Origin of the sequence: Thalassoroseus pseudoceratinae (assembly GCF_011634775.1) — a bacterium.
GTDB classification, from domain to species: domain Bacteria; phylum Planctomycetota; class Planctomycetia; order Planctomycetales; family Planctomycetaceae; genus Thalassoroseus; species Thalassoroseus pseudoceratinae.
Genome location: NZ_JAALXT010000004.1, coordinates 272,129 through 294,230, shown reverse-complemented (window position 1 = coordinate 294,230; position 22,102 = coordinate 272,129). Strand labels below are relative to the sequence as shown.

Below are 22,102 nucleotides of genomic sequence, written 5' to 3'. Positions count from 1 at the left end.
GGACCAAAACTTATATGGTGACAGGATTGTCAGGGCAGATCGGAGAATTGTCAACAAAAATCCAAGAAAAATTCACATCGCAATGGATTTACTGAGCAGTTGACAACCAGGATCAGGTGGACAAGAGCCACATAGCTTGTACTACCCCCCCGGTGTAGGGCGTTGCACGTCGTAACGTTTCAGTTTTCGGTCAAGTGTCGATCGCTCGATACCCAATATTTGAGCCGCTTTCGACTTGTTCCACTCCGTGTGCTCCAGTGTGGCGAGAATGTGTTCTTTTTCGTGTTGTTCCAGAGAGATTTCGCGGTATTCCGATTGCCCGGAATGGGTGGTGGGCAAGGTCTGGGAACTTTCGGAGACGCCCAAACCGGAAAGGTGGACATCTTCGGCCTGGACTTCTGTTTGGCGACACAAAATGACGGCCCGTTCGACCACATTCTGCAACTCGCGAACGTTCCCAGGCCAATCGTAGTCCATCAAAATTTGCAGGGCTTGACGGCTGAATCCTGTGACGTTGCGTTTGGATCGTCGGGCACTGCGGTCGAGAAAATAGTCGGCCAAGAGTGGAACATCCGATTTACGCTCTCGGAGGGGAACCACGGAAATCTCGACCACGTGCAACCGAAAGTACAAGTCCTTCCGGAAGTCGCCCGTGGCAACTGCTTCTTCCAAATCGCGGTTGGTCGCTGCAACCACGCGAACGTTGACGGTGATCGGTTCATGCCCGCCAACCCGCTCAAATGCGTGCCCTTCCAGGACGCGGAGAAACTTGGCTTGGATGATGGGGCTCATCTCGCCGACTTCGTCAAGGAACAGGGTCCCTTGCGTTGCTTGTTCAAATTTCCCCGACTTTCGACCCACCGCACCGGTGAACGAGCCTTTCTCGTGGCCGAACAGCTCACTTTCTAAAAGACTCTCGTTGAGCGCGGCACAATTCATGCAGACAAATGGCCCGCGACGTCGGCCGCTGTTTTCGTGAATCGCTCGAGCAACCAACTCCTTGCCCACCCCGCTTTCGCCTCGGATCAGCGTAGTTGCATCCGTTGGAGCGATTCGCGTGATCGTCTCGCGTAAGCTACGAATGGCGGCACTCTTCCCGACCAACTGGCTGTCGAGTTCCAATTGACGACGCAGCGTGACATTTTCGTCCCGATACCGCGCTGCCGTCGTGGCGAGGGACTCCCGTTCTGTCAGGCTCTTCAATGCAAGAGCCATCTGGTCGGCGACGGCGAGGGTAAACTCCAGGTCATCAGGGGAAAGCCGATTGTCCATACTCAAGGCGTACAAGTGGATCACGCCGTAGATCGTTTGCTCGAATTGTATCGGTGCACACAGCACGCTTTCGACGGCAAAATTGTTCAGGCTTTCGCTTTCAGCCAAAGCGCTGTCGTCGGTCACGTCTCTGGCAAGGATCGCTTCTCGACTTTCCAAGACAATGCGGGACAGACTCGTAGAGACGCGTTCCAGCGTTTGATCTTCCGCGCAATCGTAAGCGACGAGAGACAGTTGTTCCGGATCGGCGTTGCGTGTGACAGGTTCGGCGAGTAGAAAGATCGCACCGATCCCAGCGTTGGTGGTGGATCGCAAACCTTCGATGCCCGTCCGACACAACGAGACCGCATCTTTTGCGGAACCCATGTCGAGACCGAAGCGGTAGAGATGAGCCAACTCGAAATTGGTTCGTTCCGAGAGTTCCAGTTCATCCGATTCCGTGCGGCCATACCGCGAACTCGATGCCCGATGGACGATCTCGCCACCTTCCAACACCGAACTTCCGGATTGATCGTCTGCCGCATTCGCACCGGAATAGCCAGCCACGGTATCGCCAGCCGGTTTCTCCAAGAGATCGTTTTCAAATGCCTCGAAGGGTTTGGAAATGTCGTGCGTGAAACCAATCGCACACGAGCCGATCTGAATGACCTGCCCTTCTCGGAGTTCCCAGTCGTCATGAACCAAGTCGCCGTTGACCAGTGTTCCGTTGCGACTTTTCAAATCGCGTAGCGTCCATGCGGATTCACTGTAAAAGATTTCGCAGTGATTCCGGCTGCAGACATCGTCACGCAAGACGACGCGATTGGTCGGGGCTCGCCCAAGTGTGGTGACTTGACCGGGCAACAGACGAAAGACATCCCGCCACGTCGAACCATCACGTACGACGAGATAAGCGGTTGTTTCGGATGTGGCTGTCAAAGGATCAGAGCTTGGTGACATGATCGGAGTCGGAATAGAAAGGAGACACTCGACCTATTGTGGTCGTCTGTTTCCGCGATGGCTGCGAAATGTCCTGTTGGTGGCGGTACCCCCACGGGACTGTGCCTGCTTGGAGTATGTTGGAACCGTACTGGCCATTACTTGCAAGTCGCGAGCGGAATTCGACGTGCCTAGCTCTCATAGGATACCCCATTCCGAACGCACCGTTCAAGACCGATAGCGCGCGAAGGTTCCCAACTCACTAATCACAACCGTTACACGTTGGTCAGTTCCGATGCGTCACCATTGCACTTGCGGGTGGGATTGTCCATTCTATGACCGGAACCGTTGCGGATGACCAAGCGATCACCCTACGGTCAGACGGTGATTTTTTCCAATATCTTCACGTGTTATACGGGAGCGAACATGTCGCCACTTTTTTCACGACTGACGTTACTGGTCCTAATGTGCACAATTGCCAACTCGGCTTCCGCCGAGAATTGGTCCCGCTTCCGTGGAGACAATGGAACCGGAGTGGTCTCGCTGGCGGGGGCTCCTGTGACATGGAGTCCGGGAGATTATGAATGGAATGTGGAACTCCCCGGGGTTGGCCATTCCTCTCCGATTATTTGGGGCGACAAATTGTTCGTCACGTCGGCCATCGACGAAGGAACCGTCCGCTATTTGTTCTGTCTGGATGCAATCACCGGCGAACAAGAATGGTCGCGGATGTTTGCGTTGAATCGAAGTCACAAACATGAAAAGAGTAGTTGGGCGTCGAGCACACCGACCACCGACGGGAAACACGTCTATGTGGCGTTTGCCGATGAAGAAACCTACACGCTCACGGCTTACGACTTCTCCGGAGAATTGGTTTGGCGACGCCGTTTAGGGGCATTCACGAGCCAGCATGGACAAGGTGTGTCTCCAATTATCTACAAGGATCTCGTGATTCTTCCCAACGATCAAATGGGGCCAAGTTCGATCGTCGCACTCGATAAAAAGACCGGCCGAACGGTTTGGAGTACCGTGCGTGATTACCGTCGCACAAGCTATGCGACGCCGATGATTCTGGAACGTGACGGTGAACCGGCCCAACTCATTTGTGTCAGCGGAGCCACGGGCGTGAGCAGTCTCGATCCGAATACTGGGCATAAGAATTGGGAGACCGGCGAATTCCCAATGCGAACTGTGGCGTCACCGGTTTATTGCGATGGCTTGATTTTCGCCAGTTGCGGTGGTGGCGGCAAAGGCGCGTTGATGATTGCCGTCGATCCCTCACTCACCAAAGATTCTTTCAAAGACGGGGCCGATCGAATTCGGTATCAGCGTGAACGTATTCTGCCATATGTTCCCACGCCGATCGCACATGGGGACCATGTTTACCTCTGGAATGACAACGGTGTGGTTAGCTGCATCGAGGCGGAAGACGGAAAGAACATTTGGACCCAACGGGTCGGCGGGAACTACAGCGGCTCGCCAATTTGCATCGACGGCAAGCTCTATGCGATGAGTGAGTCCGGCACGGTTCATATTGTGAAGGCCAGTCCGGAATTCGAGAAGCTCGGTGAAGTCGAGTTGGGCGACCCCAGCCACGCGACGGTCGCGGTCTCAGGTGACCAAATCTACTTTCGCACGTTCCACCGTCTGATGACGTTGAAGGTTTCCTCGAAATCCGAAACGGATGCTGCCCGGTAAAACCCCGGTTTTCACAATCCAAGAATGTTAACCGCCCCATGGATTCGTTATCATGGGTAAATACGCATCAAGACCGAAGATGAACTACGAACCGGTTCCAATCTTCCGTGGGCCCAGGGATGTCGTGTTTGGTAATTGGGGGGATGGTCTCATTTGACCTTGTCTTCCGTTTCGTGTGAACTTTGTAACGCCAAGGAAGCGTTCATGCCTGCGTGGCCCGGGGGCGATTGCCCGAACTGTGGTGATGACATGCCGGCCAATCTGGTCCGGTGTCGAACTTGCCGTTGCTTACTCAACGACGATTTGCACACCGACACGGTCGATATTCCGGCATTTGTTCCGCTTCAGGAGATTGCCACGATGGTGGATGTCGAACCCGAGGGATACTTTATCGACTGTCCCAATTGCGCGCGTGAACTGCGGATTGCCAAGAAATATCTTGGCGAGCATGTCGGTTGCAAGTTCTGTCGCGAAGGGTTTATTCCCGATTTGGGCGATCCGGTATTGAACTCGCTGTTCTTTTACACGCGATGTCCCGAGTGTGAAGAAGAACTGCGAGTTGCCCGGAAATACATCGGTCAGAAAGTTGCGTGCAAGTACTGCGGCGGCAAGATTCAGTTCGTACAACCGAGCCGAAAGTCTTAACGCCCTACTGCTTTCAGTTCATGAGATCAGCCCGCGCATACCCGCCGGTTGCGGCAATGCGAAACCAAGCGTAGGTTTAGAACTGGCTTAGGAATCGCACGTTGTTTTCGTGGAATCGGCGGATGTCGGTGATGTTGTGTCGCCGCATGCAGAACCGTTCAATTCCCAAACCGAACGCGAAACCCGAGACTTCTTCGGGATCATACCCGACTGCGCGAAGCACGTTGGGGTCAACCATTCCGGCGCCGCCAATTTCCATCCAACCGCCCTGCCAGCTCACGTCCACTTCGACAGACGGTTCGGTGAATGGGAAGAACGATGGCCGGAACCGAACTTCCACGTCGTCGCCAAGATATGACTTCGCGAACAGGCTGAGCACTGTCTTCAGTTGAGCCATCGTGACGTCATCCCCCACCATCAATCCTTCCATTTGGTGGAACATGAAGTGGTGGGTGTCGTCAATTTTGTCTGGTCGGTAGACGCGTCCCAATGAGACAATTCGGATCGGAGGCTTGCTCTGCTCCATCACCCGAATTTGCACCGTTGATGTTTGGCTTCGCAGCAAGACCGGTCCACCGGCCGCAGCTTCCGCGGCAGCGAAATAGAAGTTATCCAGCGGATCGCGAGCCGGGTGTTCTTCCGGGATGTTCAGGGCGACGAAATTATGGGTTTCGTCCTCGATTTCCGGACCTTCGACCGCAGTGAACCCGAATCGGCCCATGAGTTCTTTGAACTCGTCAATTGTCTGCGTAATCACATGACGTCGCCCGAGCACTAGAGGTTCACCGGGCAATGTGAGGTCAATTGCGGTCAGTGCCGCCGCCGGTTGATCCAGCTCGGCTTGCCGTTCTTCGAGAAGTTGGCCGACGCGTTGCTTGACTTCGTTGAACTTTTTGCCAACGACCGGCCGATCTTCCGGCTTCGATTTACCGACGGCTTTTTGCAGGTCGCGAAGCCGGCCCTTCTTTTGGCCGAGAAATTCGACACGAGCCGACTCCAGTTCCTCGGCCGATGTCGCGGCTCGGAATGCCTCAATGGCAGCGGCTTCGTATTCGGAGAAGGCTTCCAAAGCATCCATGTGACGGTCCGCGTTCAGAAGTTGTCGTGCTTGAGGTGGCTCGTGTATGCGGAGGCCGAAAACGCAGACGGAAACCACCGCTAGTTGCCGTCTAGCTCATGCAACTGCGTATTCGTTCGGAACCACCCGTTCAGAAACGCTACACAAAGGCTAAACGCGATTCAGCGTGTGAGGCCCCTACCCTGGCAAACACTCAATTTCCGGCCTTCTGAGTTTGCGCAGGCGATGCGGCAAGGAGTTCGAACGAGAACTTCGCTTGCCAGCATCCTGGGACTTGCCGAGTTCTGGTTGCCTTAGCCGTCCAGCTTGGCTTTGACAGCGTTCACAACTTCGGCGAACACTTCTGGTTCATTGTAGGCGAGTTCGCTGAGTGATTTCCGATTCAGCTCGATTTCAGCCTGTTTGAGGCCAAAAATGAATCGGGAGTACGACAAACCGTTCATACGGCAAGCCGCTGTGATCCGCGTGATCCAGAGAGCGCGGAAGTCGCGCTTCTTGACACGACGGTCTCGATACGCGAATTGCCGGGACCGGATGATCGTTTCTTTGACGCTCCGCAGCAACTTGCCGCGGCCGCCGCGATTGCCCTTGGCTTCTTTGAACAGACGCTTCTTGGAGCGATGACGCGCCTTCCCCGATGTAACTCTCATGTCAAATCCAACGGATCAATCGATGTTGAGGACGAATACAGAAACGATCCCGGTATTTGGCCGGCTCGTTGGCCGAGACCAAGCGGATTACATTCCGGGGGCCAACGCTTCGATAATGGTTTTCGCTTCGGTTCCCGTGACGACGTTGTCGGCACGAAGATGGCGTTTACGCTTGCCGTTTTTGTGGCTGAGCTTGTGACCACGGTAAGCGCTACGATGCTTAATCTTCCCGGAAGCGGTCACACGAAAACGCTTCTTCATTCCCTTGTGGGTTTTTTGTTTAGGCATGACAAGCACGCTGCAGGCTAAATTAAGTTGATTCAATGCGAAATTCGCCCGCCGATTCCAGCGGGGAAACAAGGAGTATAGCAAGCCAGTCGGCAATGAATACCCTGTGCGGGTGGAAAAATCCGCGCGACGTTCAAATTTCTCGGGGTTTCACCCCGCGGGCTCGATAGAAGCTCCGGATTCAGCGGCTTGTGCCTCCGCTTCCCGAACTTTCTGCTCGACCAGATCCTGCGGACGCGAGATGACCTCACCAATCCGAACGGCCTTTTTCCATTTTAACACGCCTGGGTAGGCGGTGAACATTGGATGACCTTCCACCAAGAGAGTTAAGGGGGAGGTCTGTTCCTGTTCTGTCGTGATAATATCGCCAACAGCCAATGTCGCCAACTCTCCGGCGGAAATTTTGGTTTCGGCCAAGTGCACGATGACCTCGACTCCCGCGCTGCCCATGTGCGTTTCCAGGTTGAGTCGTTGCCGAGTGTCTGCTGATTTTTTCGTATACGCGGACCAAGTGTCTGAAGATAGTTTCCCCGCCAGCGGTTCGATGGTGTTGAATGGGATGCACAAGTTCATGATTCCGCGTGTATCGCCCATCGTCAGTTCAAAGCTGATCAGGACGATGACCTCGTTCGGCGGAACAATTTGCACCAACTGAGGGTTACTCTCGACTTGCACGACGGAGAGCTTGAGTTCACACAGCCGGTCCCAGGCATTTTCGAGACCTTTGATAGCAAGGTCCGTGATGCGACCGACGAGGCGTGTTTCGATGTCGGTGAGCGGTCGCGAAGGGATCGCATGTCGCGACTCTTTCCCGCCACCAAGAAGTCGGTCGAAAATCGGAAAGATGATCGTCGGGTTGAGATCGAGGATCAGGTGCCCGTCGAGTCCGTCCGATCGCATTAAGTTGAAACACGTCGGGTTTTCGACGCTGAAGACAAACTCACTGTATGTCAGTTGGTCGACACTGATGAGTTTGACTTCGACGATTGTCCGCAGCATCGAAGACAGTGAGGCACCGAACTCACGGCCGAACCCATCGTGCAGGGCTTGAAACGCGCGCATCTGCTCTTTGCTGACGCGTTCGGGCCGTTTGAAGTCGTAGACGTTGATGGCCCGTCCGCCACTTCCGGGAGCGGCCGCCGGTTTGTTCTTCTTTTTCTTTTTGTTGCCAGGCCCGAGCGCCGCCAGGAGCGATTCGACCTCGCCTTGACTGAGAACATCCGCCATCCTTGGCTTCTCCTCTGCTCACGGTTGCGGTTGGATCAGTTTCGGATCTGACCGTTGCCGTGCACGATGTATTTGTAGCTGGTGAGTTCCCGCAAACCGCAGGGGCCACGGGCGTGGAACTTGTCCGTGCTGATTCCGATTTCCGCTCCCAGGCCCAATTCCCCACCATCGTTGAACCGCGTCGATGCATTCACCACAACCGCCGAAGAATCCACCGCCGCCGAAAATCGCTCAATCGCGGTGATGTCTTGCGAAACAATGGCGTCCGTATGATGAGAGCCGAATTCGTTGATGTGGCCGATGGCTTCCGTTAAGTCGTCTACCACTTTGACGGCGAGGGTGAGACTGAGGTATTCCGTCCTCCAGTCCTCTTTCGTGGCCGGTTGGCAATTGGAGACGATATCGCAAGTCCGTGGGCAGCCTCGAAGTTCCACGCCCGAGTCACGAAGCGCGGTTGCAGCTGCTGGTAGAAACTCCGCTGCAATTCTCGAATGGACCAGCATCGTCTCGGCGGCGTTGCAGACACCCGGTCGCTGGCACTTCGCATTGACCACAATATTCTCGGCCATTTTGAGATCAGCGCGGGCATCGATGTACACATGACAGTTGCCATCATAGTGCTTAATCACCGGCATCGTGGCTTCTGCGGTGACCCGTTCGATCAGCCCGCGACCTCCTCGGGGAATGGTCACGTCGATGAACTCGGACCGCTTCAGAAAATGCCCGACGGCAGTTCGGTCGGTGGTTTCCACCAGCTGAACGGCATTCGTCGGCAGTTCGCATGCGGTGAGTGTGTCGGCAAGCAACCGGTGAAACGCCTGGTTGCTGTGGAATGCTTCTTTTCCACCTCGCAAAATCACCGCGTTGCCACTCTTGACGCACAACGCAGCGGCATCGACGGTCACATTAGGACGTGATTCATAAATGAAGAACACCACGCCCAACGGAACGCGTACACGGGAAACCATCAAGCCGTTCGGGCGAACACCGCCTTCGATAATCTCACCAACCGGGTCTGGCAACAACGCGATTTGTTCCAGTGCTTCTGCAATTCCGGCAATACGGGGCTCACTCAGACGCAGCCGATCAATTTCCGCGGAGGTCAGACCATATTCCGGAGCGCGTGCGATATCTTTTTCGTTGGCTTCCAGAAGTTCCGACGTGCGAGAACGCAGGGCATCGGCGGATTTTCTCAGCCAGCCGGCTTTTTGCTCACCAGTCACCAATGCCAATTCGCGTGATGCCGCTCGCGCTTGCTGGGCGACTTTCGCTGTGTATTCTGCCAAATCGTTCATAAAGCACTCATCGAAGCTGTCGGTATGAAGCGATGCAGTATCGACGCTTGGGGAAAGACTGTCAACGAGACTTCTCTCACCGACGCCGAAAACAGCCTTCAATCGTGGGGTTGCTTTTGCGGGGGCTTCTTGAGCATGCGTTGGCGGCGGAAACGGTGCACGCCTAGCATCAGTACGTCCACCGCGACGCTTAGGGAATCCAACGCCTGCTGAAGTTGTAACTTTTCGGTCGCAGACTGAGCCTGCTGGACAGCGTGATTGTAACGTTTCCAGTCGATTTCCCAGGCTTCGTCCTCCGCAGTGCGTTGTAACTCTTGTTCGAGTCCGGTGAGAACGCTGAGGAATTCTTCGGTCAGGATCGCGGGGGCCGTTTGGTACGGTGCGGAAGACGCTTGATTCGGTTTGCTCTTCGGTTGTTGAGGCTGGTTTCGGGATCGGAGCCAGTACAAACAGGCGGCTTCGCCCGTCAATGCACTCAGGCCAATCAGGTTTCGACCCCAATCGGGGTGCCCAAATCCATAGGCCATCGCACCGAAGGCAAAGAAACACGCTACCGACCAAGCCGCGAGCAACGGCCACCAGTTGCTTGAGTGGGCCGATTTTTCTCGCAACGGTTCCGGTTGCGGTATTAAGACATTCTGGCTTGTCGTTTCACCGATTCGGAAAATCACGACGGTGGTGTTGTCCGTCCCACCCCGTAAATTCGCCAAATGCGACAGCAACCGCGACGCCTCCGCCACCGGCAAGTTCGCGGCGACGATTCCGATTTCCTCATCGCTGACGTGTGTCGGAAGTCCGTCGGAACACAGTAGATAGGTGTCGCCTTCTTGAACCGGGAATGGGCCTTCGATATCGACATTCACGTTGGCCGACGGTCCAAGAGATCGGGTGATCACATTGCGGGGCTGGCGAAGTTGGACTTCCTCAGCCGATAGTTTTCCCGTGCGGATCAATTCCCATTGCAGGCTGTGGTCAAACGTCAGTTGTTCGATTTGCCCGTTCCGAATGCGATAACCGCGGCTATCGCCGACATGCCCGAACAGGACACCATCCGGGCCCAGAACGGCGGCGGTGCATGTCGTTCCCATATTGAGGAAATCGGGGTTCTGTGTGCCACGTTCGTGAATGGCATGGTTTGCTTGTTCGATGGCATCGCGAAGGGCTTCGCCGCGAGATTCCCCTGTCGATTTGAAATACACATGAGGAACGGTTTCAGCCGCAATTTTGCTGGCCAATTCCCCGACGGCGTGTCCGCCCATGCCGTCAGCCACCAAGAAAAGATGACCAAACTCCTGCCACCGTTTGGCATCGGACGCAATTTGGACCGCAAACGTATCCTGATTAAGTCGACGTCGGAAACCGACATCGCTCAAAGAGGCGTACTGGATTTTTCGTCCATGTTGCATGCCGAGTTAGCTTGGTCAGAAGGAGCGCCGATCTCGGAGGAGTTCTATCAAAATTGTATTCTAAGTCATCGTCGTTACTGAATGAAACGGTAGAGTTTGGGATTCGAGCGTCCCATCAAGGGATCATTTAACCTCATGAGCTTCGATATGGGGACCCGCCATGAGTTTACTCTGTGGGGCGGTTTCGGAAGTTGGCGAGGTTGAACGACGGGAAATGCCAGCCGAAACGCGGAAACTTATTGAAATCACCGTTCTGATTTTGGTGTAGAATAGTTGTCTCAGTTTGGTCTTGGCGAGATTCGCAATGATGGCTAGAATCCCGCGCTCTCATCTCTGACTCGTCGAATGCCACCGGTTTGCCCCGGTTTCCCAATCCAATTCCGATTACCTCACAGGTGCCGTCGACTATGGCACGCGTTGCACGAGAAAATTCCCAGCACGCGGAACCGTCACGATTCGCAATCGGATCGCGGTGGGCCGGGTTGTGTCTGTTGACATTCCTTTGTTTTTGGCAGACGGGGTGTGTCCATCGTCGGCTCACAATCCGGAGTGATCCGCCCGGCGCGTTGGTGTTGATCGACGGCACCGAGCGTGGTTACACACCGTACTCAATGGATTTTTATTACTACGGCACCCATGAAATTCAACTCGTCAAACCGGGTTTCGAGACGCTGACAGTTCATCAGAAAGTCTCGAGACCGTGGTATCAGTATTTGCCGATTGAGTTCTTCGCAGACAACTTGTGGCCACATCAAACGACGAACCGCAACGAGTTCTTCTATCAAATGCAACCGCAAGTCCAGGTTCCGCTGGAAGATCTCGGCAACCGAGCCAACGGATTGCGACTCGAATCTCAAATCGGACCATAGTCGATTGGTGTGTCACAACTCATGGAACCCGTGACACACTCGTCGAGACATCGGCGGACACTACTCAATCTTGAATGGATTCGCTTCGCCGATCGGTGCGGTCTTGGGGATCGGCATTGCGAGGTTGATCTGACTCTCTTTCGCGTTCTTGGCGACCGTTAGTGGAATCGTCCAGCGGACCGAGTGGAGTTTGCACAACCCGCTTTTTCCATCTCGGCAGTATCCGTAATTCAAAGAAAGCTCGGCGGTCGTTGAACCCTCTTTGCCGGTTAATGGGAGAGCGTAAGTCAATTCGCCATCCGCAATATCAAGCGGCTGTCGTTTGTCGAGTTGGTTGCTCACGATCACCGTTTGATCCGGCTTTGCAGCGATTTTGACGCGAGCTGGGAATTGCTTGTTGACCTTGTAACCTTCTGGCAAGTTCAGTTTGAACTTCAAGGTCACAGAACGGTTGGCAGCGACCGTTTGCTCAGGCGCTTCTTCCAGTGGCGTGTCAGAGTCATCGCTCGCGGTGTCGGCGATTTTCGGAGGCGAGAGTTTCGGGATGTCGAGCGGTTTGACGGCCTTTGTCTTGAGGTCCGCAACCAGAATCCGGTGATTGTTGGTGTCGGCGATGTAAAGTTGACCGTTGGCAATCGCCAAGCCTGCTGGTTCACTTACGCGAGCGGCGGGTTCCAATTGGTCACCGGGGGTTCCATCGCCAAGCCATGTCGTGACTTCACGGGTCTTGATGTCAACTTCCCGAAGCTTGTGGTTGTAACTATCAGCCACGTAGAGTTTTCCGTCGATGTGTGCGATACCGAGTGGGTGCTGGAACCGAGCTTCGTCGGCCTTGCCGTCGATATCTCCGAAGGCAAACAGTGTTTGGCCACGCGGCATTTCCGACGGACCGACAATCGTTTCCGTTTTGCCGTCGGGGTCGAGGTCAAGTTGCCGAATCGATGAACCTTCGCTGTCGCACACATAAAGATATTTGCCGTCGGTGGCGAGTCCGGATGGTTGAGCCAGCGCGGCTGATGCATGCGGGCCGTTGAGGACGTCTTCCCGTCCGCTACCGGAGAAGACACCGATCGAATCCGAACCAAGTTTGTGTGACCAAATTTGATGCGGACCCGCCATCGCGATATACAACACGCCATCAAAATGTAGTAAGTCCCAAGGGCTGCTGATGGCACTGGTCTTGAGTTTCCCGCCCCGATTTCCCCAACGGGCTTGCTTACCTGTGCCAGCAAGTGTGGAGACGGTTTTTCGTTGCAAATCGACCGTGCGAATCAGATGGTTTTCCGTGTCGGCTACGTACAGCGTTTGATCAACCAACGCCATGCCCTGTGGGTGATCGAACGACGCTTCGTCGTAGGAACCATCTGCCTCACCAATCTTGCCGGAACCGATCACATCGAGAAGTTCACCATCCAATCGTGTGATCACAATGCGATTGTGATTGCTGTCGGAAATGAACAGCCGATCGTTGTCGGCATCCGCGAGGACCTTACCGGGGAAACGCAACGACGTGGGTTTCGTGTCGTTCTGTTCCAGATCGAACCGCATCGGGGATTCGTCCAGCGTTCCGGTCGCTCGATGATATTTCACCAGAGCACCGATTACGGTATCCAGGGTTTCCCGGTGCCCTTCCCCAGACAACAACAAGCACGCTTGGCCTTCGGCGTCGATCAAGAGCAAACTCGGCCACGACCGCACACCGATCCGTCGCCAAATCCGCATGTTGGCATCGTTGATCACAGGGTGCTTGATCTCGTACCGCAAAATTGCATCTCGGATGTTGGCAGTCTCTTTTTCGTTGTCGAACTTCGCCGAGTGACAACCGATGACGACCAATTCGTTTTCGTATTTCTCTTCCAAATACTTCAAGTCGGGCAAGACGTGGATGCAGTTGATGCAACAATAAGTCCAAAAGTCGATCAGGACGATTTTGCCACGGAGGTCCTTCAATTCGATCGGCCCGGAAACATTCAGCCAATCGACGGCCCCATCGAATACGTCGGCAGGCATCCGAATACGATTTTGCAGGGGGTATTCGATTTCCTTTTTCTTTGTTTTGTCCGGTTTGTCGGCAACGGGGGCCGGATCGTCATCTTGAGCGTATGCGGACGGCGTCGAGTGAATGCTGAACGCCATTGCAAAGAGCGTCATCAACAGAAGCCGTGTCGACCATCGACGGTATTGGGGCGAACTCAAAGACTCTAAACTCATGTCACGATCCTTCAATGACGGAGATCAATCGCCGAAACTGTCGTCAGGCAGTTGCTGGGCGAAGCGGTCTCAAGATATTTTCGAAACGTCAGTTTATCCGGATTTCAACTAGAAACCGACCCCCACGGCGTGCTTTTCGCTAAAATTATCGGTGAGTGTTGATCTATCTGTAGCGATTGAATCAAAAACTCAATTCCGGTTGTGTGGGATTGCGTAAGATATTCAGGGAGTTGAAGTTAACATTGAGAACCCCACGCGTGTTCCGAAAAAGAACACGTTGACAGATGCCGACAAACGGGGTAATTTCGGAGATAGAGAGCAAGGTGTGTTCGATCAGAGTTCACAACCACTCTCCACAATCCCGTGGGCCGATTTTTGATCAAATTGTGATTTACCCCACCGACGGCGGGACGCCTTGGATTGACAATCATGGACGGTATCGAATTCGGAGTGCCACAATGCCCGAATTTTTCATCGACCCTTCGATTGCTTCATCCGACCGTTGTCTATTGATCGGTCGTTCTCATCCCAAGATGACGGCTGTTCCTAACACGTGAGTTTACCATGGTTTGCACCATTCGACGCACCGTTTTGCTGGCCTGGACTGTCGTGTTGTCGGCTCCGGCCCTGCTCTCCGCCCAGAGTACCGACTGGGCCTTGAAGATGTTCGAGAAGAAAGAGCATGACTTCGGCACCGTCGCGCGGGGCGCGGAAGTCAGCTACCGCTTCAAATTCAAGAACCTCTACAAAGAGACGCTGCACATCAGCAATGTCCGTACGACGTGCGGTTGTTCCATTGCTCAAGACCCGCCAAAAACGACGTTCCAAAGCTTGGAAGAAGGGTATGTCGAAGTCAAACTCGACACCCGCAAGCACAAGCACGAGAAAAAGTCGAATTTGGTTGTGACCTTCGACCGTCCATTCTTTGCGGAAGTTAAGTTGCCGTTGAAGGCGTATATTCGCAGCGACGTGGTATTCACACCCGGAGCGGCGGAATTTGGCACGATCGATCTTGGTGCTGGCAAAGAGCAAACGGTCGACGTGGCGTACGCCGGACGAAGTGACTGGGAAATCAAAGACGTCAAAACCGGCAGCGAATACATCAAAGCCGAGGTGAAAGAAGTGTCCCGCGGCAACGGATCGGCGAATTATGTCGTCAACGTGAAAGTTTCTCCCGATGCCCCCGCCGGCATGATTCGTGAGCGAATCATGCTCGTCACAAACGACACGACACCATACGTGCCCCTGTTGGTGCAAGGCCGCGTCGAGTCCGACATCACCGTCGCTACGCCGGACGTGAAACTTGGTTTGGTCAATTCCGGTCAAGACAAACCGTTCAGCGTGGTCATCCGTGGCAAAGAACCCTTCGAGATCGAAAAGGTCGAGTGCGAGTCCGAATTGGGCTGCTTCAAAGTTCGTTTGCCCAAAAACGCCCGCACCACACACATCATCCCGCTAACCTTCACCGCCCCGGAAGATCGCGGCACCGTGAAAGAAATCTTCACCGTCACCATCGCTGGCCGCAAAGACCCCGTGCAATTCACGGCCTCCGCCGATGTCGTCACGAGCGTTGGGCGACCATCGTTCTAAGTCGAAAATCGTGGCACCCCAACAATCGAAAGCCCGCCGACTCGTTCGGCGGGCTTTTTGCGTTCTCACATTTCGAATCACCAGCGAACCTTGAAACGCGGGGCGGGGTCGAAGATGATACCGGCCAAGTTGTTGGTCACATCTTCTTTCTTCTACGCTGTTCTAGCCCGGACGTTTCATGAGCCGTCGGATTCTCGTCACCGCCGCCCTGCCCTACGCGAATGGCCATATTCACATCGGTCATCTCGTGGAGTACATCCAGACGGACATCTGGGTGCGGTTCCAAAAACTGCGGGGGCATCGCTGTCTCTACATCTGTGCCGACGACACCCACGGCACCGCGATCATGATCCGCGCCCGCCAAGAGGGACGCAGCGAGGAAGCCGTCATCGCGGATATGCAGGAAGCCCACCTGCGGGACTTCAGCGGGTTCGACATTGAGTTCGACAACTTCGGTAGCACGAACAGTTCGGAGAACCAGGAACTCTGCGAAGAGATCTGGGCCGCGTTGCGGAAGGCCAATTTGATCATCGAAAAGGACGTCACACAACTTTACGACCCGGAAGCGGAAACGTTCCTCGCGGATCGTTTCGTGCAGGGGGAATGCCCGAGTTGTGGTGCATCGAAACAATATGGCGACAGTTGCGACAAATGCGGAGCAACCTACTCGGCCACTGAATTGAACAATCCCGTCAGCAAACTTTCCGGCGCCACGCCTGAGGTCCGTACGGCGAAACACTTGTTCGTCCAGATCGAACAACTGCATGACTTCCTCACGGAGTGGACACAGTCCGATGACCATCTCCAATCCGAAGTTGCCAACTATTTGAACGGGCACTTCCTCAGTGATGCCCTGCGGGATTGGGACGTTTCGCGACCGGCTCCGTATTTCGGTTTCGAGATCCCCGACAGTCCCGGCAACTACTGGTATGTGTGGTTTGATGCTCCGATCGGCTATATGGCATCGACAAAAGCGTGGTGCAAGAAGGAAGGCGAAGATTTCGATTCCTGGTGGCGAGCCGACTCCGATGCGGAAATTCACCACTTCATCGGCAAAGACATTCAGTATTTTCACTGCTTGTTCTGGCCAGCGATGCTGAAAACCGCCGGGTTCAATCTGCCGACTAAGGTGCACATTCACGGTTTTCTCAATGTGAATGGCGAGAAAATGTCGAAGTCGAAAGGCACCTTCGTCAATGCATCAACGTACTTGAATCATCTTGATCCGGCCTACATTCGGTATTACTACGCTACCAAGCTCGGCCCACGAGTCGACGATCTCGACTTGAACCTCACCGACTTCCAGACGAAAGTCGATGCGGACCTCGTTGGGAAGGTTGTCAATATTGCCAGCCGATGTGCGAAGTTTGTCGCCGGTGGGGAATTGTCGGCAGCGTATCCCGATGACGGCGGGTTGTTCGCGAATGCGGCGAAAGCCGGTGAGAAAATCGCGGACGCTTACGAACGCTGTGACTACAACACCGCCACGCGGGAAATTCTCTCGCTGGCCGATGCGGCGAATCAGTACATTGAGAATCGCGAGCCGTGGAAACTCCGTAAGGATGAATCCCGACAAGACGAACTGAAAGACATTTGCACGGTCGGTCTGAATCTGTTTCGGCAGATCGTTGTCTACTTGACGCCGGTGCTGCCGAAACTCGCGGAGCAAACCGGTGCCCTGCTCGGCCAAGAAATTCAACACTGGGACGACTCGCAAACCCCGCTTACGGGAACGCCGGTCGGCCCCTTCCAACATATGATGAAACGCGTTGACCCCAAGAAAGTTCAAGCCATGATTGATGAATCGCAGGAAGCCGCCGCTGAGGACGCTAAAGCCGACGCAGCCTCGCAATACAACGACGGACCGGAAGCCCTTGAAAAAGAACCGATGAGCGGCGAACTCTGCACGATCGATGACTTCATGAAAGTCGACATGCGAGTTGCCCGCGTGATCGCAGCCGGTCATGTCGAGGGGGCTGACAAACTGTTGCAACTCACGCTCAGTTTGGGCGGCGACGAACGGCGGAACGTCTTCGCGGGCATCAAGAGTTGTTACAACCCGGAAGATTTGGTCGGTCGGCTCGTCGTCTGTTGTGCCAACCTGAAGCCCCGGAAAATGCGATTCGGTACCAGCGAAGGCATGGTGCTGGCGTGTGGTCCGGGCGGAAAAGATATCTTCCTACTCAATCCCGACGACGGAGCGACCCCCGGCATGCGGGTGCACTGACCGATTGAAAAATCTGCAAAATCCCTCTCGCCGCGGTGAGGGGGATTTGTTAGAACCCGCTCAAGACGGTGTGGCACAGTTCTGTGAACTGTGGCACACTGAGTCATGAGTTGCCGAGACACTGGCGGAGCCAGTGGCACCCCAAGTTCTCGAATCGATGATTCACCTGGATGGAGCCTCCCCCGATGCGTATTCTCCTCACCTTGTTGGCGGTTGCCTCCCTTTGCTGTGGTGGACCAACCATCGCAGACGATGCCGACGGGATGCGTCTGCGATACAAATTTGAAGTCGGTGACACCGTCCGTTACCACGCGACGCATTCCACAAAGCTCAAGACGGTCAAAGGGCGGTCAACGGAAATCGTCCAAGACGAATCGGATAGCGAGCAGCATTATCGCGTCGTGAAAATCGACGAGGATGGCATCGCAACCCTGGAGTTGACCACCGATCGCGTGAAAATGTCCGCTCAATTCGGTAACGCTAAACCGGAAAGTTATGACAGCACGCTGGACGAAGAAGTGTCACCGCGATTTGCCGCCATCGCAAAAACCATTGGCAAACCGCTAGCTCGATTAGAAGTCCAGCCGAACGGTGAGTTGGTCTCGTCGAAGCCGTTGTTGCCCGAGTCGCTTCAGCGTCGCGTCACCAAGCCCGTAACCTCTCCGACCGCCGACAATGACCCCGCCAAAAACATCTTCGCCGTCTTCCCCGAGAAACCCCTCACCGTTGGAGACACCTGGCGTGAATCGTTCAAGGTTCGTGTCAACATCGACCGGCATTTGGAACAGACGGTGACTTTGCTTCGGGTTTCCGAACTGTCGTCTTTGAAAAATGGTTTGGCGACGATCAAATTCAAAACTTCGCTGATCACGCCGGTTCACGATGGCGGCGTGCGAGTCCAACTGTTGCAACGGACTCCATCGGGAACATTGGTGTTTGATGTCGAGCGGGGACAACTCGTCAGTCGGACCGTGATCATCGATCGCACCGAAGTCGGTGTGATCGGAAGTGATAGCTTGATGCGAGCTGTAAGCCTGCGAAAAGAAGAATTGATCCCCGAGTCTGGTGAAGACACCGTCGTCAAGCGTTGATTGTCGAAGCCAACCGGAAATTGGGGCGGGCAGAATTGAAACGTTCGGCCGATTTTCTACACTGTGTGCATGAACCCCGTGGAAATCTCGCCCCAGCTACGCAGTTTGCTCATCGCCGCCCGCAAACTGGCTTCGGAAGTCGATGCCGAAGCCGTCGTGATGCTGGCTAGCTTACCGTACGACTTCGCCGAGGTTCAATCTATCCTCAAAGACGTTCGGCTCGTGGTTTCTAGCGACAAGTCGGACGTGATGCGAGCCGCGAAAGAGCACGAGCTCGACTTGGTTCCGTTGCTGCACGAACCGGAAACTCGGCAGGTGCAACTCAGTCAGGCTCTGCTCGAAGCGATTGCGGACGAGTTTTTGCAAAGCGGTTCGCGAATCGTGGCCGTCTACACGCTCTTCGAACGAGAGCACATTGACACCGTCAGCATGATCAATCTGGCGGAACACCTCGCCAAATTGACGACCCGGGATTTGCGACGGCTCGAAACGCAAGTTCCGCTCGAAACGCTGCGGATGTGCGTCGATTTGGCGGTCGAGATCGGTCGCGAAGGTCGTGAGGGCAAACCTGTCGGGGCGTTGATGGTTGTCGGCGATCACCTGCAGGTCATGAAGATGTCCCACGAAGGCGTGCACGATCCGTTCAAGGGGTACACTCAGAAAGAGTGTATGGTCCGGAGTCCGAAAGTTCGCGAGAGCATCAAGGAGTTGGCTCAGATCGACGGGGCATTCGTGATCACCAGCAAAGGGGTGGTCGCGGCGGCGGGCCGAATTCTCGACGCACCTGCCGAAGGGCTGACACTCTCGGCCGGTTTGGGTGCTCGGCACTGGGCTTCAGCAGCGATCAGCAAATCCAGCGACGCCATCGCCATCGCGGTTTCCGAATCCACCGGCACCGTGCGAATCTTTCAAGACGGCAAAGTCGTCCTCCGCATCGAACCCGTCGACCGCGGCATGAAATGGACCGAATTCGACACCGAACCCCCGAAAGACGACTGACTTATGGGACAAGAGACCAGGGACCAGGACCGGATTGGTTGAAATCGAGAAGCCGAAATTGACTAAGGCATTTCGGTGCAGGGCTATTTATTTCTGGCGTCAATTCACTGCGAAGATTTGGCGAAGCAATTCGAGCTGAGCCTTTCGTTCTCGGGCAAGTTGTTGCTGGCCTTCTAAGGTCTCGGGGCTACCGATGGCGTAGGCTGCTCCCCAACCGATGAAGCGGGCGATTCCAAGAGCATCGATTTCCTGGCTAGCACATTGCGCGGCGGCTCGTTGTGCGTTTTTTTCTCCGTAGCTTGTCAGCTTGCGAACGGCCGACTCCGCTTTTTCGCGAGCAACGGCTAGCTCAGCTTCCGTGATCGCGCCACGAGCAAATTGCTCGGAAGCCGTGACCGCCTCGCGTCCTTCGTCGGCAAGATGTTCCCAGACACGTCGCAAACACTCGCAACACCATTCTCGCAGGCGAGGATCGTTCCCGACACCCCTGAACTCGACAAGAAGAGCATCTGGATCTTCGCTGGGTTGCCACTCTTGTTCTGTCATGGCGTAGCTTGCCCTTCGATTCCGATTTTATCCAGTCACTTCGTGATCAAGAGGTCATACTTCACTCGTCCCAGCTGATGGGAATGCCGACTGTGATGCGGACGGATTCCAACAACTTACCCACCGTTTAACAACTCCACGAGGATTTCCACGGCTTCCGGTTTGTGGATGAGATCGTCGTGGCTGAATTTCAATGTAACGTCTTCCCGCACGCCGGCGAGAATCGCGCTTTGGGTGGCGACGAGAAGGTCACCGTCGAGGATTTCCGGGGGGAGCGTGAGTTGCTCGATGGTGGCGTTTCGTTGGGATTGCCGTGGATTGTCGGTGTTCGATTTCGTCAATGTGCGGATAATGCGGGTTCGCATTTGGTCGGCGGCTGTGCTCACGGCGAACGATGCGAGCGGTCCGAGAACGCGTCCCCGCACAACGGTGTAACGTGTGTGATCACCGCCCTGCTCAGTCAAGTAGCGTAGGAACAGGCTTTCGGGTTCCAGGTCAAAACTGATTTGGTCTTCGCCATCAAGGATGGTGCGGCGGAGGGCCTCGGAGTATCCCAACCGTAGATCACGGGCGAACTGAGCAACTTCCAAAAGCGGTCGCAATTTCGCGAGGTTCGACCCCTGATGCGGCGTCGCCACCAGCAACGCATTCCGGTACGGTCCTTCCAGCACTTCCGCGTAGTAACGAAACACCAGACCGCCGGCGGAATGACAGAGGAAGTCCGCTCGACCAATGTGGATTTCGACTTCCCTTGTCAGCCGTCGGAGTGCGTGAGCCGCTCGTGTCAAACTGCCGTCACCAGGATAGTGCAGACCCAAAATCGGACGGTTTTGAAGGTTTGGATCGCTCGCGACCTTGGCGAGCACAGCATTCCAGGTCTCCAACCGCGTCTCCATGCCATGTACGAGCACAATCGGGCGGCTTCCCGCCGGCAAGGATTTCGGCGTCAACGGTTTCCAGGTTTCTTTCCTCGCATTGTAGCGAAACAGTCCATACTGGGTGTCTTCGTAAACGCCATCCCACTCATGGCGGAGGTGACGCAAACGTTCGGTGGGGGGCGGAGTCGTCGGCAGAGCGTTGGCCGCCAGATCGGATTCCTTGTCTTCCGCGATGGCAACCCATGTGCGGACGACATCCAATCCCGCTTCGCAGTCGTAGCCCGAGTTGCGGAGGAGGTGAAGTGCAAACAAATCCGCCTGCCGAATCTGTTGTGCGGAGTACACGAATTCCAGCAGACCGCCCGCCATTTTGACCGCTGCCTGAGCCGATCGAGCCAGGGCAACCCGATCGACGGACACTTTGATCTTGGATTCGGCTTGCTTCTGAAGTGCAAAAAGCTTGTAGCCACGACGACAGTGCCCGCGGACCATGTGTCCAAGTTCCCGTGCCAGCACAAAAGCCAATCGGGATTCGGCTGCCTCGGGTTCGATCGTCAACGCCGACAGGTAATCCTGAGAAATGTACAACCAACGTCCGCCGACCGTCCATGCGTGCCAACCGGGACGGTCGACGACAATCAACGCATAATCGTGGTCGGCCCATGTCGATGGCAATTCATCAGCGAGCCGTTCGAGCGTTGCTTGGGCCATTAGTGGCGTGGGGACAACGCTGGACCGTTTCAGAATCAATTTGTGTTGCCGAGATGCTTCTTCGAATTGTTTTTCCAGCGGGAACGGCGTTTTCACCAGTGCCCAGCCGGCCAAGCCTCCGTAGAACGGTTTTGCTCCAGACTCGTTTGGCTGACCGGCATTTATTTGCAGGTCGATCTCTGCTCGTTGCTCGTTCGAATACGCCATGAAGATCGGCGTTGCCGACCAAGCCGACGGTGTGACGACGAGGCCGATTAGAGCCATTAACAGCACGGTTCTCATACCAACTCCCTTTTTCCACCGACTCGATGAACTGGTGGGATTGTATCCCTTGGTATGTCGAAAAGTCGAAAGTCGTGGACAGAGAAATTCTCTCGTGGCGTTGAATTTATCATTCGAATGTCCTCGTGGACTTGCCGACCGACGTCATCGCGTCAACAATATATGAATAAGAATTCGCAATTCCGAAGGCGTAATTTCCCGATCGTTTCGCTAGGATGCGT

At 55.0% G+C, this 22,102-nt stretch carries 17 protein-coding genes; 7 read left to right on the top strand and 10 right to left on the bottom strand.

Annotation, left to right across the window (positions count from 1 at the left end; all coding sequences use genetic code 11):
* Positions 1–141 precede the first annotated feature (141 nt).
* The gene (locus G6R38_RS15490; RefSeq protein WP_166827464.1) at positions 142–2,211 is read right to left on the bottom strand and encodes a sigma 54-interacting transcriptional regulator; all 2,070 of its coding nucleotides are present in this window, start codon (positions 2,209–2,211) and stop codon (positions 142–144) included.
* 405 nt (positions 2,212–2,616) lie between these two features.
* On the opposite strand from G6R38_RS15490, the gene G6R38_RS15485 reads away from it, so the two are divergent.
* A complete protein-coding gene (locus tag G6R38_RS15485) occupies positions 2,617–3,888 on the top strand; it encodes an outer membrane protein assembly factor BamB family protein (RefSeq protein ID WP_166827461.1) in 1,272 nt (423 codons plus the stop codon).
* A 204-nt stretch (positions 3,889–4,092) separates the two neighbouring features.
* On the top strand, positions 4,093–4,533 hold the full coding sequence (locus G6R38_RS15480) for a hypothetical protein (RefSeq protein ID WP_166827458.1): 441 nt from the start codon (positions 4,093–4,095) through the stop codon (positions 4,531–4,533).
* Positions 4,534–4,609: 76 nt separating this feature from the next.
* On the opposite strand, the gene pheS is transcribed toward G6R38_RS15480, so the two are convergent.
* The 6 genes from pheS to G6R38_RS15450 all read right to left on the bottom strand — a co-directional run bounded on the left by pheS (position 4,610) and on the right by G6R38_RS15450 (position 10,477).
* Positions 4,610–5,611: a phenylalanine--tRNA ligase subunit alpha gene (gene pheS, locus G6R38_RS15475; protein ID WP_166827455.1), complete on the bottom strand. Its 1,002-nt coding sequence runs from the start codon at positions 5,609–5,611 to the stop codon at positions 4,610–4,612.
* A 293-nt stretch (positions 5,612–5,904) separates the two neighbouring features.
* A complete protein-coding gene (gene rplT / locus G6R38_RS15470; RefSeq protein ID WP_166827452.1) occupies positions 5,905–6,261 on the bottom strand; it encodes a 50S ribosomal protein L20 in 357 nt (118 codons plus the stop codon).
* 87 nt (positions 6,262–6,348) lie between these two features.
* Positions 6,349–6,549 carry a 50S ribosomal protein L35 gene (gene rpmI / locus G6R38_RS15465; RefSeq protein ID WP_166827449.1) on the bottom strand — a complete coding sequence of 67 codons (201 nt, stop codon included), beginning with the start codon at positions 6,547–6,549 and terminating at the stop codon, positions 6,349–6,351.
* Between the two features lie 150 nt (positions 6,550–6,699).
* A complete protein-coding gene (gene fliM / locus G6R38_RS15460) occupies positions 6,700–7,776 on the bottom strand; it encodes a flagellar motor switch protein FliM (RefSeq protein ID WP_166827446.1) in 1,077 nt (358 codons plus the stop codon).
* Positions 7,777–7,811: 35 nt separating this feature from the next.
* The gene (locus tag G6R38_RS15455; RefSeq protein ID WP_166827443.1) at positions 7,812–9,071 is read right to left on the bottom strand and encodes a glutamate-5-semialdehyde dehydrogenase; all 1,260 of its coding nucleotides are present in this window, start codon (positions 9,069–9,071) and stop codon (positions 7,812–7,814) included.
* A 98-nt stretch (positions 9,072–9,169) separates the two neighbouring features.
* Positions 9,170–10,477: a PP2C family protein-serine/threonine phosphatase gene (locus G6R38_RS15450; RefSeq protein WP_166827440.1), complete on the bottom strand. Its 1,308-nt coding sequence runs from the start codon at positions 10,475–10,477 to the stop codon at positions 9,170–9,172.
* Positions 10,478–10,884: 407 nt separating this feature from the next.
* Here G6R38_RS15450 and G6R38_RS15445 point away from each other — a divergent pair, with 407 nt between their 5' ends.
* Positions 10,885–11,346 (top strand): PEGA domain-containing protein, encoded by a 462-nt coding sequence (locus G6R38_RS15445; protein ID WP_166827437.1) that lies wholly within the window; start codon positions 10,885–10,887, stop codon positions 11,344–11,346.
* Positions 11,347–11,406: 60 nt separating this feature from the next.
* Here G6R38_RS15445 and G6R38_RS15440 read toward each other — a convergent pair whose 3' ends face one another.
* Positions 11,407–13,557 (bottom strand): thioredoxin-like domain-containing protein, encoded by a 2,151-nt coding sequence (locus tag G6R38_RS15440; protein ID WP_240928222.1) that lies wholly within the window; start codon positions 13,555–13,557, stop codon positions 11,407–11,409.
* A 564-nt stretch (positions 13,558–14,121) separates the two neighbouring features.
* Between G6R38_RS15440 and G6R38_RS15435 the strand changes: the two genes are divergently transcribed.
* From G6R38_RS15435 to G6R38_RS15420, 4 genes are all read left to right on the top strand, one after another.
* Complete coding sequence (locus G6R38_RS15435) at positions 14,122–15,147, top strand: DUF1573 domain-containing protein (RefSeq protein ID WP_166827432.1); 1,026 nt, start codon at positions 14,122–14,124, stop codon at positions 15,145–15,147.
* Positions 15,148–15,325: 178 nt separating this feature from the next.
* Positions 15,326–17,374: a methionine--tRNA ligase gene (gene metG, locus G6R38_RS15430; RefSeq protein ID WP_166827428.1), complete on the top strand. Its 2,049-nt coding sequence runs from the start codon at positions 15,326–15,328 to the stop codon at positions 17,372–17,374.
* Between the two features lie 185 nt (positions 17,375–17,559).
* The gene (locus tag G6R38_RS15425; protein ID WP_166827425.1) at positions 17,560–18,465 is read left to right on the top strand and encodes a hypothetical protein; all 906 of its coding nucleotides are present in this window, start codon (positions 17,560–17,562) and stop codon (positions 18,463–18,465) included.
* A gap of 69 nt (positions 18,466–18,534) precedes the next feature.
* Complete coding sequence (locus G6R38_RS15420; protein ID WP_166827423.1) at positions 18,535–19,464, top strand: DNA integrity scanning protein DisA nucleotide-binding domain protein; 930 nt, start codon at positions 18,535–18,537, stop codon at positions 19,462–19,464.
* Positions 19,465–19,563: 99 nt separating this feature from the next.
* Here the strand turns inward: G6R38_RS15420 and G6R38_RS15415 are convergent, their stop codons facing one another.
* Positions 19,564–20,010 carry a hypothetical protein gene (locus tag G6R38_RS15415; protein WP_166827420.1) on the bottom strand — a complete coding sequence of 149 codons (447 nt, stop codon included), beginning with the start codon at positions 20,008–20,010 and terminating at the stop codon, positions 19,564–19,566.
* A 116-nt stretch (positions 20,011–20,126) separates the two neighbouring features.
* Positions 20,127–21,881, bottom strand: coding sequence for a M48 family metalloprotease (locus G6R38_RS15410; RefSeq protein ID WP_166827417.1), 1,755 nt, complete (start codon positions 21,879–21,881; stop codon positions 20,127–20,129).
* Between the last annotated feature and the right edge of the window lie 221 nt (positions 21,882–22,102).

Excerpts from the sequence above, each read along its gene's own strand:
- G6R38_RS15425 (WP_166827425.1), top strand. The coding sequence starts at position 17,560 with ATGCGTATTCTCCTCACCTTGTTGGCGGTTGCCTCCCTTTGCTGTGGT.
- metG (WP_166827428.1), top strand. The coding sequence starts at position 15,326 with ATGAGCCGTCGGATTCTCGTCACCGCCGCCCTGCCCTACGCGAATGGC.
- G6R38_RS15480 (WP_166827458.1), top strand. The coding sequence starts at position 4,093 with ATGCCTGCGTGGCCCGGGGGCGATTGCCCGAACTGTGGTGATGACATG.
- G6R38_RS15455 (WP_166827443.1), bottom strand. The coding sequence starts at position 9,071 with ATGAACGATTTGGCAGAATACACAGCGAAAGTCGCCCAGCAAGCGCGA.
- G6R38_RS15450 (WP_166827440.1), bottom strand. The coding sequence starts at position 10,477 with ATGCAACATGGACGAAAAATCCAGTACGCCTCTTTGAGCGATGTCGGT.
- G6R38_RS15440 (WP_240928222.1), bottom strand. The coding sequence starts at position 13,557 with ATGAGTTTAGAGTCTTTGAGTTCGCCCCAATACCGTCGATGGTCGACA.
- rpmI (WP_166827449.1), bottom strand. The coding sequence starts at position 6,549 with ATGCCTAAACAAAAAACCCACAAGGGAATGAAGAAGCGTTTTCGTGTG.
- G6R38_RS15410 (WP_166827417.1), bottom strand. The coding sequence starts at position 21,881 with ATGAGAACCGTGCTGTTAATGGCTCTAATCGGCCTCGTCGTCACACCG.
- G6R38_RS15485 (WP_166827461.1), top strand. The coding sequence starts at position 2,617 with ATGTCGCCACTTTTTTCACGACTGACGTTACTGGTCCTAATGTGCACA.
- G6R38_RS15445 (WP_166827437.1), top strand. The coding sequence starts at position 10,885 with ATGGCACGCGTTGCACGAGAAAATTCCCAGCACGCGGAACCGTCACGA.
- G6R38_RS15415 (WP_166827420.1), bottom strand. The coding sequence starts at position 20,010 with ATGACAGAACAAGAGTGGCAACCCAGCGAAGATCCAGATGCTCTTCTT.
- fliM (WP_166827446.1), bottom strand. The coding sequence starts at position 7,776 with ATGGCGGATGTTCTCAGTCAAGGCGAGGTCGAATCGCTCCTGGCGGCG.
- pheS (WP_166827455.1), bottom strand. The coding sequence starts at position 5,611 with ATGGATGCTTTGGAAGCCTTCTCCGAATACGAAGCCGCTGCCATTGAG.
- rplT (WP_166827452.1), bottom strand. The coding sequence starts at position 6,261 with ATGAGAGTTACATCGGGGAAGGCGCGTCATCGCTCCAAGAAGCGTCTG.
- G6R38_RS15435 (WP_166827432.1), top strand. The coding sequence starts at position 14,122 with ATGGTTTGCACCATTCGACGCACCGTTTTGCTGGCCTGGACTGTCGTG.
- G6R38_RS15490 (WP_166827464.1), bottom strand. The coding sequence starts at position 2,211 with ATGTCACCAAGCTCTGATCCTTTGACAGCCACATCCGAAACAACCGCT.
- G6R38_RS15420 (WP_166827423.1), top strand. The coding sequence starts at position 18,535 with ATGAACCCCGTGGAAATCTCGCCCCAGCTACGCAGTTTGCTCATCGCC.